Annotated in this window: 12 protein-coding genes and 1 riboswitch; of the genes, 5 read left to right on the forward strand and 7 right to left on the reverse strand. The window is 71.3% G+C overall.

The genetic code is table 11. The features are described from left to right. Positions 1–31: 31 nt before the first annotated feature. Entirely contained in the window at positions 32–487 is a 456-nt protein-coding gene (locus tag ACU6P3_RS24515; RefSeq protein ID WP_447194134.1) for a winged helix-turn-helix domain-containing protein, read from the forward strand. Positions 488–888: 401 nt separating this feature from the next. On the opposite strand, the gene ACU6P3_RS24520 is transcribed toward ACU6P3_RS24515, so the two are convergent. After that, positions 889–1242 (reverse strand): hypothetical protein, encoded by a 354-nt coding sequence (locus tag ACU6P3_RS24520; protein ID WP_447194135.1) that lies wholly within the window; start codon positions 1240–1242, stop codon positions 889–891. After that, the gene (locus tag ACU6P3_RS24525; RefSeq protein ID WP_447194136.1) at positions 1239–1718 is read right to left on the reverse strand and encodes a hypothetical protein; all 480 of its coding nucleotides are present in this window, start codon (positions 1716–1718) and stop codon (positions 1239–1241) included. The genes ACU6P3_RS24520 and ACU6P3_RS24525 overlap by 4 nt, the downstream gene beginning before the upstream one ends. A 454-nt stretch (positions 1719–2172) precedes the next feature. Between ACU6P3_RS24525 and ACU6P3_RS24530 the strand changes: the two genes are divergently transcribed. Next, positions 2173–2472, forward strand: a complete 300-nt coding sequence (locus ACU6P3_RS24530; protein WP_514414749.1) for a DddA-like double-stranded DNA deaminase toxin — start codon at positions 2173–2175, stop codon at positions 2470–2472. A 62-nt stretch (positions 2473–2534) separates the two neighbouring features. On the opposite strand, the gene ACU6P3_RS24535 is transcribed toward ACU6P3_RS24530, so the two are convergent. The 5 genes from ACU6P3_RS24535 to gcvT form a co-directional block, all read right to left on the reverse strand. Then, on the reverse strand, positions 2535–3221 hold the full coding sequence (locus ACU6P3_RS24535; protein WP_447194137.1) for a hypothetical protein: 687 nt from the start codon (positions 3219–3221) through the stop codon (positions 2535–2537). A gap of 172 nt (positions 3222–3393) precedes the next feature. Further along, the gene (locus tag ACU6P3_RS24540; RefSeq protein ID WP_447194138.1) at positions 3394–4776 is read right to left on the reverse strand and encodes an L-serine ammonia-lyase; all 1383 of its coding nucleotides are present in this window, start codon (positions 4774–4776) and stop codon (positions 3394–3396) included. 176 nt (positions 4777–4952) lie between these two features. Beyond that, positions 4953–6221, reverse strand: a complete 1269-nt coding sequence (gene glyA, locus ACU6P3_RS24545) for a serine hydroxymethyltransferase (RefSeq protein ID WP_447194139.1) — start codon at positions 6219–6221, stop codon at positions 4953–4955. A 133-nt stretch (positions 6222–6354) separates the two neighbouring features. Continuing rightward, positions 6355–6732 (reverse strand): glycine cleavage system protein GcvH, encoded by a 378-nt coding sequence (gcvH, locus tag ACU6P3_RS24550; RefSeq protein WP_447194140.1) that lies wholly within the window; start codon positions 6730–6732, stop codon positions 6355–6357. Between the two features lie 191 nt (positions 6733–6923). After that, positions 6924–8072: a glycine cleavage system aminomethyltransferase GcvT gene (gene gcvT, locus ACU6P3_RS24555; RefSeq protein WP_447194141.1), complete on the reverse strand. Its 1149-nt coding sequence runs from the start codon at positions 8070–8072 to the stop codon at positions 6924–6926. A 215-nt stretch (positions 8073–8287) separates the two neighbouring features. Beyond that, positions 8288–8385, reverse strand: a riboswitch (glycine riboswitch). Between the two features lie 563 nt (positions 8386–8948). On the opposite strand from gcvT, the gene ACU6P3_RS24560 reads away from it, so the two are divergent. From ACU6P3_RS24560 to ACU6P3_RS24570, 3 genes are all read left to right on the forward strand, one after another. Beyond that, the gene (locus tag ACU6P3_RS24560) at positions 8949–9668 is read left to right on the forward strand and encodes an AAA family ATPase (RefSeq protein WP_447198058.1); all 720 of its coding nucleotides are present in this window, start codon (positions 8949–8951) and stop codon (positions 9666–9668) included. Positions 9669–9797: 129 nt separating this feature from the next. Then, complete coding sequence (locus ACU6P3_RS24565; protein WP_447194142.1) at positions 9798–10529, forward strand: enhanced serine sensitivity protein SseB; 732 nt, start codon at positions 9798–9800, stop codon at positions 10527–10529. A gap of 368 nt (positions 10530–10897) precedes the next feature. Next, the gene (locus ACU6P3_RS24570; protein ID WP_447194143.1) at positions 10898–11689 is read left to right on the forward strand and encodes an enhanced serine sensitivity protein SseB C-terminal domain-containing protein; all 792 of its coding nucleotides are present in this window, start codon (positions 10898–10900) and stop codon (positions 11687–11689) included. The last annotated feature ends 338 nt before the right edge of the window (positions 11690–12027 follow it).

A 12027-nucleotide genomic window follows, 5' to 3' on the forward strand; every position in this document is an offset into this window, starting at 1 on the left:
CCCGGTTGGGACGGGCCGGAAATAGCTGATAGTGGGCACGGAAGGCGGCGGGGTGGCGGGCGTAATGGCGACGCGGCGCGGGCGCAGGCCGGCGGTCGGTGGGGTGCAGTTGACGTTCGAGGTCATCGCCGAGACCCTGCGGGAGCAGATCCACTCCGGGCGGCTGAAGCCGGGCGACGCGCTGCCGACGCAGACTGCGTTGATGCGGAAGTTCGGGGCCTCCAGCCTGACCGTGCAGAAGGCCATGGCCCTGCTGAAGCAGGACGGCTGGGCGGTATCGCGCCCCGGCAAGGGCGCCTTCGTCGCCCATTACGACCAGGCCGACGCGCATGACCTCGATCACGAGGAAGTGACCGCCCCCGCCGCCGGGACGGCGGCCCGCATCGAGACGTTGGAGCTGGCGCTGGCCGAGGCTGTTCAGCAGATTGCCGACCTTCGTGGCCGCGTTGAGGCCCTGGAGTCGGGTGGCGGCGGGCGGGGCCGCTGACCTGCCACATCGGCGGGCCGGGGGGCCGGGGGCGTGCGTTCAGATTTTCTCTACGAGGTTCAAGGCGGGCCCCGCCCGCCGAGGCTGGCCGCTGTCGCCGACGAGCTCGCCGTTCAATCGGGAGGCCAGCTACGCCGCAGGTGGCGAGCCGCCCCAGCAGCCGGGTGTGATCCAGAACTGCCGGAGCGGCAATCTGCTTGGTGGCCGGACTGACCGACGCACCAGCCCCGCCGCACGTCGACCGAGGGCCGCCCCGGAAGTCGAGCGCCGAGCCGCTGAAAGCCCCCGGGCCGCCCACTTGCCCGCGGCGGGGCCCTCGATCGGGCAGGCCACCGGCCCAAGGCCGCGCCAACACCCGCGCGGATCGTGGCTGCGGCAGGTGGACAGGAGGTGAAGGGCGATCAGTCGGTGGCTTTGGGGTGTCCGGTGCCTGCGTAGGTGATCCAGGCAGTGCGGTTGGCGTCGTCGACCAGGTACCAGATGCGGCCGCCGCCGGTGACCTCGTACTGCCATCGCTCCAACGTCTGTCCCTTCCAGGCCGTAGCGCCGAGCTTGCCCTTGAGGCGGTGGTGGCGCTCGGGGTCGTCGGCGGCCCGCGGGGCGGATCGGATCTTGTCGAAGGCGCGGCGGAGGTTGCCTGCGGCGTGGCGGGAGAGGTGGTCCCAGCCGTTGGCCGCCTCGGTGTTGGCGAAGCGGAGGTCGAATTCGTCGCCGTTCGGGGGTGGGGCCGCGCGGTCACCGCGCTTGGGGCTCACTCGGTGGTCTCGCCTTCGGGGACGGGGACAGGGCCGAGGTCGCCGTCGGGCTCGCGGGTGAGGAAGGCGTGCAGGGCCGGGTCGGCGTAGATCTCGGCACTGTGCCGCCACTGGGCCAGCAGCAGCGCGATGGGAGCCAAGTTCTCCAGCGCAGCAGCCCCGCGGGCAGTATCCACGAGTTCGCCGAGCATCGCCTCGACGTCGTCCTCCGGGAGGAAGACCGACCAGGGCAGGGCATCAGGCAGGGCCTGTCGCAGTGCGGCGAGGTTCTCGGTGCGGACCAGCCCGGCGAGCAGGCGGGCGGTGAAGTCGACCACGGTGGAGTCCTGCGCCAGCTGGTCGGCGTGAATGAGCGCTAGGTCGCCCGCGTCGCGTCGGCGCAGGCGTAGTGCGCGGACCGCGTCCAGGCGCCGGGCGGTGGCAGCGGGGTGGTGGAGCAGCTCGCTGAAGGGTACGTCCTCGTAGGCCGTCGTCATGACATCCACAGTAGCTCGGATGTCCTGGCTCGGGTAGCGGGTAGCGGGTAGCGGGTAGCGGTCCGGGCGCTGCTCTACAGATGACCAGAAACGGGCTGTCGGTGCGTCGCCTCCGACGGGGAGCGAAGCCTGCCCCTCCGGGCGGCGCACCCTTCCCACCCCGCCCCGGCCCGCACTGCCGAACCGGCGGACGGCCGAGCCGCCGCGGGGCCCCAACCCTGCCTGATTGGTCAAGACCCTTGACGGCAGTAGTGACGGCAACAACCACGAACAAACCCGGCCGAACCGCACCTCAGCGGACCGCCGAATATCACTTGACCTGCGAAAACGCAGGTAGAGAGAGGTCGCGCAGCACACGTACTATGTGCTGGCGGGGGCTACACCGGTCTTGGTTCACAATTCAAATTGTGGCCCGGCGTTGAAGGATTTGCAGAAGGACTACCCTCGGCGCACAGTGGGAATCCTTGATGTCGGAAACGATCAGCTTCCGATGATCAGTGGTCCAGGCGGGCAGTCAGGGCTCCTCAAGAATCTTCCGGGCAGGGCGAAGGCCAACGGAGAGCATGTGGAGACGCGCGCGGCAGCGTTCTTGCGCATGAACCCAGGCATCAGAAAGGCCGTGCTCTACATCGACTATCCGACGGGGGTGTGTCCAACATGCAAAAGTACCTTGCCTGGCATGTTGCCCAAGGGTGCTCAACTGTGGGTGATATCGCCACGGAGGACTGAGAAATTCACCGGACTTCCTGACTGAGTCAAGGGAATTAATTGGCGGCCGATCCGGTTGGACCGGCCGCCAATTAATGTTCTGGTTACCTACCAGGGGAGTGGCTCATCGGTTGTGTAGTCCTGAACCCCAGAGTAGGAGCGCCACTTGACTCCTGCTAGGTTCTCTGCCCAAGCAAGATCCCCTGGCGCAATCGCTGCCAGGGTGATGTCCTGACCCGCCTCAGGGTCGTCGCTCGGGTGGACGAGAGCAAGCCAGCTCTCGCCGATGAGGATCCGTGAACCGGGGGCTGGCCAGTTCCATGCAGGGAAGGGGAATTCACGAACCCCTTCCTGGGACCAGAGCCAATACGCTTGTACTCCTTGCGTGATCTTCGTTGCAGGAGCACCCAGGATGGCTTCCAAGACTGTGGCGTGAATCAAGAATTCTGAGAGCCGCTCGCCGGTCCGCTTCCAAGGGGCCGGTTCGTCGGACGGTTCTCGCTCGTACACGGAGTGATCTTCGTCGTTCGGGTCGAATGCCCAAACCCGAGTTCCTTGGTTCTCAACCCAGAACGGAACCTTTCCGTCTTCTACTGCTAGTTCCGTCAGAGGGATGGCGTAGTTGTATGATGCGATCGCCCCGTTCCACTGGGCGGAGATTTCATGCCACTCGACAAGCTCTCTAGGTGTTTCAGGTGATTCCTCTAATCTAGGATTGGGTGATTTAGGAGCGCCGTACCATCTCCGCAGAAAACGCAGTAGGCCCTGATTGTCTGTGGGGGCGAGAGAGGTCATGTGAGACATTATGCGCTACACGCCAGACGGGGCTGGCAATTCAGCCCTCTGAGATGAGCGGCCTGCTCGTCGCCACCAGTTACTCGGCGGCCGGCTCGCTGCCTGGCGGGGCCGTCAGATGGGTCAGTCGATTGGGGCATGCGTAGCTATTCGGCTGCTGCGGCGCGGGGGCTCAGCATTCGATGATGTTGACCGCCAGGCCGCCGCGGGCCGTTTCCTTGTACTTGACGGACATGTCCGCGCCCGTGTCCTTCATCGTCTTGATGACCTTGTCGAGGGACACCTTGTGGCTGCCGTCGCCGCGCAGGGCCATCTTCGCCGCCGTCACGGCCTTCACCGCGGCCATGCCGTTGCGTTCGATGCAGGGGATCTGGACCAGGCCGCCGACCGGGTCGCAGGTGAGGCCGAGGTTGTGTTCCATGCCGATCTCGGCGGCGTTCTCGACCTGTTCCGGGGTGCCGCCGAGGACCTCGGCCAGGGCGCCGGCGGCCATGGAGCAGGCCGAGCCGACCTCGCCCTGGCAGCCGACCTCCGCGCCCGAGATGGAGGCGTTCTCCTTGAAGAGCATGCCGATGGCGCCGGCCGCGAGGAGGAAGCGGATCACGCCCTCTTCCTTCTCCTCCTCCGTGGCACCGCCCGCCGCGAAGTTCATGTAGTAGTGCAGGACCGCCGGGATGATGCCCGCCGCGCCGTTGGTGGGGGCGGTCACGACGCGGCCGCCCGCCGCGTTCTCCTCGTTGACGGCCATCGCGTAGAGCGTGATCCACTCCATCGCGTGGGTGCTCGGGGCGCCCTCCGCGCGGAGCTGGCGGGCCGAGTGGGCGGCGCGGCGGCGGACCTTCAGACCGCCGGGGAGGATGCCCTCGCGGGACATGCCGCGCGAGACACAGGCGCGCATCACCTGCCAGATCTCCAGCAGCCCGGCCCGGATCTCGTCCTCCGTGCGCCACGCCTTCTCGTTCTCCAGCATCAGCGCGGGGATCGACAGGCCCGTCTCCCGCGCCAGCCGCAGCAGCTCGTCGCCGGTGCGGAACGGGTACTTGAGGACGGTGTCGTCCAGCTTGATCCGGTCCTCGCCCACGGCATCCTCGTCCACGACGAAGCCGCCGCCCACCGAGTAGTACGTCTTCTCCAGCAGCGTGCCGCCCTCGGCGTCGTGGGCGCGGACCGTCATGCCGTTCGCGTGGTACGGCAGGGCCTTGCGCCGGTGCAGGACCACGTCCTCGTCGGCGTCGAAGGCGATCTCGTGCACGCCGAGCAGGTTCAGCCGGCCGCCGGCGCGGATGGCCTCGATCCGCTCGTCGGCGCCCTCCACGTCCACCGTCCTCGGCGACTCGCCCTCCAGGCCGAGCAGGACCGCCTTCGGGGTGCCGTGGCCGTGGCCGGTCGCGCCGAGCGAGCCGTACAGCTCGGCCCGTACGGACGCGGTGTGCGCGATCAGGCCCTCGTTCTTGAGCCTGGCGGCGAACAGCCGAGCCGCGCGCATCGGGCCGACCGTGTGCGAGCTGGACGGGCCGATGCCGACCGAGAACAGGTCGAAGACCGAGATGGCCACGGGATGACTCCTTGCTGGTGGGTGGAACGCCGCCGGCCGCGGGGGTGGAGCGGCCCGGCGGGTGCCGGTCGGTGCGTGGTGCCGCGCGGACCGGGTGTGCCGCGCGGACCGGGTGTGGTGCCGCGCGGACCGGGGTACGGTCCGCGCGGCGCGCGGCTGCCGCTACCGCCCGCCGGTCACAGGTTCGGGTACAGCGGGTGCTTCTCGGCGAGCGCGGTGACCCGGGCCGCCAGCGCCTCGCGGTCGAACGACGGCTTCAGCGCCGCCGCGATGATCTCCGCGACCTCGGTGAAGTCCCCGGCCGTGAAACCGCGGGTGGCCAGCGCCGGCGTGCCGATGCGCAGACCGGAGGTGACCATCGGGGGGCGCGGGTCGTTCGGGACGGCGTTGCGGTTGACCGTGATCCCGACCTCGTGCAGCCGGTCCTCGGCCTGCTGCCCGTCCAGCTCCGAGTTCCGCAGGTCCACGAGGACCAGGTGGACGTCCGTACCACCGGACAGGACGGACACGCCCGCCTCGGTGACGTCCGGCCGGCCCAGGCGCTCGGCGAGGATCCGGGCGCCCTCCAGCGTGCGCTGCTGGCGCTCCTTGAACTCCTCCGAGGCCGCCACCTTGAACGAGACCGCCTTGCCCGCGATGACATGCTCCAGCGGGCCACCCTGCTGACCGGGGAAGACGGCAGAGTTGATCTTCTTCGCCAGCTCCTTCGTGGAGAGGATCACACCGCCGCGCGGGCCGCCGAGCGTCTTGTGCGTCGTGGTGGTGACGACATGGGCGTGCGGCACCGGGTTGGGGTGCAGACCGGCCGCGACCAGCCCGGCGAAGTGCGCCATGTCGACCATCAGGTACGCGCCGACCTCGTCCGCGATCCGGCGGAAGGCCGCGAAGTCCAGCTGGCGCGGGTACGCGGACCAGCCGGCGACGATCAGCTTCGGCCGGGACTCCTTGGCGAGGCGCTCGACCTCGGCCATGTCGACCTGGCCGGTCTCGTCGTCCACGTGGTAGGCGACCACGTTGTAGAGCTTGCCGGAGAAGTTGATCTTCATGCCATGGGTCAGATGGCCGCCGTGCGCCAGGTTCAGGCCCATGATCGTGTCACCGGGGGACAGCAGCGCGAACATCGCGGCGGCGTTCGCCTGGGCGCCCGAGTGCGGCTGTACGTTCGCGGCCTCGGCGCCGAAGAGCGCCTTGACGCGGTCGATCGCGATCTTCTCGACGACGTCGACGTGCTCACAGCCACCGTAGTAGCGGCGGCCCGGGTAGCCCTCGGCGTACTTGTTGGTCAGCACGGAGCCCTGCGCCTCCATGACCGCGACCGGAGCGAAGTTCTCCGAGGCGATCATTTCGAGGGTGGACTGCTGACGGTGGAGCTCGGCGTCGACGGCGGCGGCGACGTCGGGGTCGACCTCGTGGAGCGAGGCGGTGAGAAGCGGCTTCGAAGACATCTCAGTCCCTGGGTGTCTGAATGCTGATGCTGATGGGTACCGGGGGCGGTCGCTGCCGCGCCGGGGGCGGTGGGCTGCCGCGGTGGGCTGCCGCGGTCGGCTCTCGTGGCCGGCCGCCGCAGCCCCCTCGCGGTCAGCCGTTGGAGAAGGCCGTGTACTCGTCGGCGGAGAGCAGGTCCTTCGGCTCGTCCGCGACGCGCACCTTGAACAGCCAGCCGCCCTCGAAGGGAGCGGTGTTCACCAGCGACGGATCGTCCACGACGTCCTGGTTCGCCGCGGTGACCTCGCCGGTCACCGGGGAGTACAGGTCGCTGACGGACTTGGTCGACTCCAGCTCGCCGCAGGTCTCACCCGCGGTCACCGTGTCGCCGACCTCCGGGAGCTGGGCGAACACGACATCGCCGAGGGCGTTCGCCGCGAACTCCGTGATACCGACCGTCGCCACGCCGTCCTCGGCGGTCGACAGCCACTCGTGCTCCTTGCTGTAACGCAGCTGCTGGGGGTTGCTCATGACCTGAATTCTCCTGTACGCGGGGGTGTGGTGCGGAATTACGGAACGGCTGTCTCACGAACCGAGACGACGACCGACCTCTCGGCCGGCATCGGCGGCCACGAGGGACACGGCGCCGGCCGCGGGCGTCGTGCGCGTGCACGGCCGCGGTGTCAGCGGTGTCATCGGCCGCGGTGTCATCGGTCGCAGTGTCATGTGCGGCGCTTGTAGAACGGCAGTGCCACGACCTCGTACGGCTCGTGCGAGCCGCGGATGTCGACCGTGACGCCCGCCGTGCCGGGGGCGGCGTGCGCGGCGTCCACGTACGCCATGGCGATCGGCCGGCCCAGCGTGGGGGAGGGGGCGCCGGAGGTGACCACGCCGACGGTCGCGCTGCCGGACATCACGTGGTACCCGGAGCGCGGCACCCGGCGCCCCTCGGCGACCAGGCCGACCAGCTTGCGCGGCGGGGAGACCGCCGCGAGCTCGGCCGCGGTCGCGAGGGCCATCCGGCCGACGAACTCGCCACCGTTCGTCGTCTTCTCGAACTTGACCACCCGGCCGAGGCCCGCGTCGAAGGGGGTGAGGTGGGTGCCCAGCTCGTTCCCGTACAGCGGCATGCCGGCCTCCAGCCGCAGCGTGTCCCGGCAGGAGAGGCCGCAGGGGACCAGGCCCACGCCCTCGCCGGCCTCGGTCAGCGCCCGCCACAGCCGCTCGGCGTGCTCGGGCGCGACGAACAGCTCGAAGCCGTCCTCGCCCGTGTAGCCGGTGCGCGCGATCAGCGCGGGGACGTCCGCGACGGTGCCGGGCAGGCCCGCGTAGTACTTCAGACCGTCCAGGTCGGCGTCGGTGAGCGAGGCCAGGATGCCGGGGGACTCGGGGCCCTGGACGGCCAGCAGCGCGTACGCGTCACGGTCGTCGCGGACCTCGGCGTCGAAGCCGGCCGCGCGCTCGGTCAGCGCGTCGAGCACGGTCTGCGCGTTGGAGGCGTTGGCGACGACCAGGTACCTCTCGTCGCCGAGGCGGTAGACGATCAGGTCGTCCAGGATGCCGCCGTCCTCCTGGCAGATCATGGTGTAGCGGGCCCGGCCGACGGCGAGGGCGCCGATGTTGCCGACCAGCGCGTAGTCGAGGAGCGTGGCGGCGGCGGGGCCGGTGACGGTGATCTCGCCCATGTGGGAGAGGTCGAACAGGCCGGCCCTCGTACGGACCGCCTGGTGCTCGTCCCGCTCGCTGCCGTACCGCAGGGGCATGTCCCAGCCCGCGAAGTCGGTCATGGTCGCGCCCAGCGCGCGGTGCACGGCGTCGAGCGCCGTCCTGCGGGGGGTACGGGGGGTCGGGCTCGGGGGGACAGTGCTCATCGGTGGGGCTCCCAGGGCGTGAGGCGAGAGTCGGGATGACGGGCGACGGGGCGACAGGCTGCGATCGGCCCTCCCCATCTGTCATCGGAACCTGAGAGGTTCGTCACGACCACGGGGACACACGTGGTGTACGCCGGACACGTACACCGTCGCGGGGCGGCGTGACTTGCACCTTGGGTGGGGCCACGAGAGCGCGGCCCGCTTTTCAGATCTGCCTCATCCACGCGGTACGGGGCCTGAGAGATTCAAGGGAGGTACTTGCTCCTTCGGCGCCCGGCGCACACGGCGACCGGGACTCTCCCGCGTGGATTCAAACGGCCGGTATGCAGTTGGCGGGCACATCATCGCATGTGCGGGGACGGAGTGGTGAGGCCGGTGGGAAACGGGCGGAATCCGCCGGTCGGTGAGGGCGGCGCGAGGCGGCGGGCCGCCGGGAACCCGGCGGGAACCACGGACGGCGGGCCGGCGTGTGGAACGGTGCGAGGTGTTCGTGGCGTAGGGGCGCCACGGCCGGAAAGGGTTGTGGCGCATTGCCATTTCTTTACACTTCGGGGGAAGGGTTCTGGGGACCAGGTCGACTGAGCTGACAGGGGGACGGCGATGATGTCGCAGGGGTCCGGCGCGTATGTGACGGAGGCGGGGGCCGGGGAGGGGGCCGAGGCGGAGACGGACGCGGGGGACACAGCGGGCGGGGCGCCGGCGGGTGGCGTCGGTGTGCCGGTGGCCTCCGGGGGATCGGCCGCGCAGGGCGCGAAGGCCGTGCTGTCCGCGCCGCTGCCCGCGCCGTCCGCTGCCGCCTCGTCCGGCGCGGTCCCGTCCGCTGCCCCGGTGTCGTCCGCTGCCGCCTCGTCCGGCGCGGTCCCGTCCGCTGCCCCGGTGTCGTCCGCTGCCGCCTCGTCCGCCGCGGTGCCGTCCGCTGTCGCCTCACCCGCTGCCGTGCCGGGCGGCGCCGGGCGGCCCGAGGGCGTGCCGGCCGTGGTCCGGGACCTGCGCGGAAGCGGGAGCGGACGCGGCGGACGGAACGGACGGGGCGGACGGAGCGGACCGCCCAAGGGACTGGCGTTCGCGCAGGGGGACCTGGTCGTGGTCTCCGGTCTGCCGGGCAGCGGGAAATCGACGCTGATCCGGCGGGCGGCCGAGGGACGTGCCATCGATTCCCAGGACACCAGGGACCGCTGGGAGCGGCGCCTGCCGGCCGTGCTGCCGTACGCGGTCTACCGCCCCCTGGTCCGGATCGCCCACTACGCGAGGCTGTGGCGCGCGCTGCGCTCGGGCGGGAGCGTCGTCGTGCACGACTGCGGCACGCAGTCGTGGGTACGGCGCTGGCTCGCCCGCGAGGCCCGTGCGCGCGGGTCCCGCCTGCACCTCGTCCTGCTGGACGTCCCCGCGGAGGTGGCCCGAGCGGGGCAGCGGGAGCGCGGCAGAGGTGTCTCCGGTTACGCCTTCGCCCGCCATCGCGGAGCGGTCGGCCGTCTCCTGGCGGACGCGGAGGAGGGCCGCCTGCCGCCCGGCTGCGCCTCGGCCGTGCTCCTGGACCGGGCCTCGGCGACGGCCTTGGCGCGCATCATGTTCCCGGCCCCGGGCACGCGGCGGTGAACGAGGCGGACAGTGGGGCGGTCAGCGGGGCGGTGTGGTGCGGACGCCCGGGCGCCCGCCGGGTGGCTGCACCGCTCGCACGCGCGGCGTTAGGGTGCTCCGGCAGGTTTCGGCGCGGAGGGGTAAACAGTGAACACAGCGTGGCCGGGCAACGAGTTGGAAGAGGTACTGGTCGCCTCGCTCGGCAGTGACGCGGCGGGCGGACGGCTCGTCGAAGTGCTCGGACGGAGTCGGATCTGGGTGCCGCTGCCCAACGGCGGTGGTCCCGACAGCCGCAGTCTCGACCTGCCGACGGTCGACATCGACGGCGCCGCGTACGTGCCGGTGTTCAGCTCGGAGGAGCAGTTCCGCCAGTGCGTGGGCCCCCACATGTCCTTCACCGTGGCCCCGGCCCGGGACTTCGCCCGCGGCCTGCCCCCGCAGCTCGGAATCGCGGTCAATCCCGGCGGCGCCGTCGGCGTGCCGCTGCCTCCCGGGGCCGTCGCCGAGCTGTGCCGGGTCGGGCGGACGCCGCTCGACGGTCCGGCCAGCGGCGGCCGGGTGCGGCTCTTCGAGCCGGACTGGCAGGAGGACCCGGTCGACTTCCTCTCCGCCGCCGCGGCCGAGTTCGAGGCGACCGGGATGGTGGTCAGCGCCCGCCGCGCCCTCGCCAGCGTCGAGGGGGAGACGCCGGTCCTGGTCGTCGGCGTCCAGCTCTCGTCCTGGGAGGCGGGCGACCGCAACGCCCCGATGGACGCGCTCGGCCGCGCGCTCGGCCGCGCGCAGGTCGCCTGGCCGGTCAACCTGGTCCTGCTGGACCTGGCCCAGGACCCGGTCGCCGACTGGCTGCTGGCGAAGGTGCGGCCCTTCTACCAGCGTTAGCCTCGGACAAGGCGGTCGTACGGTGAGGGGGCGTACGGCGAGGGTACCTACGGCGCTGAGGTGGCCGTCTCGGGGAGGAACCGCGTAGATCCTGCGAAGGTATGGACCACTTCCGGCCTCCGTCACGGATACCGTCACGCGTCGCGGGTACGTCTGCGGCGGACCGTCCGTCCCGTTCCGCCTACGCGGCGGGCGCATCCGGCGTCAAGTCGGTGCCGTGAGGGCCGCCTAAGCTGGTTTCATGACGGGGGCGTGCCGCGAAAGCGGTGCCGCCGCGCCGTACACCTTGGGGACTCCTGCCGTCGTGCGGGCCGGCGGAGGCCCCCGCGGGGGCGGACATGGTGGAACGAAGAGGGGCGGGACCCAGAGTGAGCGCGTCAGGCACCGCGGCGGCCGGGCAGGTCGAGCACATGCTGCGCCAGGTGACCCCAGGCCGCTACGACGCGTACGAGGCGCTCCTGCACGCCCTCGCCGACGGCGGCGTCTGGATGCTGCTCTGGCACGGCCAGGCCGGCTCCCCCGACGCCCAGTACGGGAACATGGAGGTCGACGGGCTGGGTTACGCCCCCTGCGTCACCTCCGGGCAGGAGCTCGCCGCCAGTGGCTGGACCCGGGCGCACGAGATCGTCTCCGGCCGGGACATCGCCCGGATCCTCTATCCCGACCGGTGGGGGATCTGGCTCAATCCGCACGCCGCCGGCGGTGGCGTCGGCATCCCGTGGCTCGATCTGCGCCGTATCGCCACCGGCCTGGACCGGATGCCCGCCGGGCCGCTGCGGCTGTCCGAGCCGGCCATCCAGCTGCCGCAGTTCTACGCCCTGCTCACCCAGAACGCGCACCGCACGCCCGCCGTCCGCTCGTTGCGCCGCGCCTGGGTGCAGCCGTCGCTCGGCGCCCCGTACCTGGCGATCGGCCTCGACCTGTACGACACGAGCCCGGCGTCCGTCGACTCCGTGCGCTCGATGATGAGCCAGTCCGTCTCGGCGGTGCCGGACGGACTGCCCGTCTCCACCGTCGCGATGTCCGACGAGTACGACCCGGTCACGATGTGGCTGCGGGCCAACTCCCGGCCGTTCTACGACCGCGAGGCGCATGTCGCGCCCGCCGCCGCGCCCGCCCCGGGCTATGGCTACCCGCCGCCCGCGTCCCACGCGTTCTGAGCCGGGGCCGCGGGCGCCCGGGGCCGTCTCGCTCGTGCCCTCGCCCGGTCTTGACCCCGCCGGGGCCTTGGAGCGTCCCGCTCTCGGCCGTCCGCCCCTCGGCGTTCCGTCGCTCCTCGGCGTGCGGCCTCTCGACGTCCCGCCCTCGGCGCCGCGGCCACCGGCATCGCGACCTTCGACGCCTCGGCCCGTGGTTCCCGGGCCCCGGCAGCCCGCCCTTGATGTCCGCTCCTCGCGCCGGAGGGTTCCCGCCGCGCGATACGGGTCCGCTCCGGCGTGGCGAGGACGCCGTCGCGGCCCCTCGGCCCCTCCACCCGTACCGCTCCCGCAGCGCACAT

Source organism: Streptomyces hebeiensis, from assembly GCF_052983195.1.

Excerpts from the sequence above, each read along its gene's own strand:
- ACU6P3_RS24525 (WP_447194136.1), bottom strand. The coding sequence starts at position 1,718 with ATGACGACGGCCTACGAGGACGTACCCTTCAGCGAGCTGCTCCACCAC.
- ACU6P3_RS24535 (WP_447194137.1), bottom strand. The coding sequence starts at position 3,221 with ATGACCTCTCTCGCCCCCACAGACAATCAGGGCCTACTGCGTTTTCTG.
- glyA (WP_447194139.1), bottom strand. The coding sequence starts at position 6,221 with ATGTCTTCGAAGCCGCTTCTCACCGCCTCGCTCCACGAGGTCGACCCC.
- gcvH (WP_447194140.1), bottom strand. The coding sequence starts at position 6,732 with ATGAGCAACCCCCAGCAGCTGCGTTACAGCAAGGAGCACGAGTGGCTG.
- gcvT (WP_447194141.1), bottom strand. The coding sequence starts at position 8,072 with ATGAGCACTGTCCCCCCGAGCCCGACCCCCCGTACCCCCCGCAGGACG.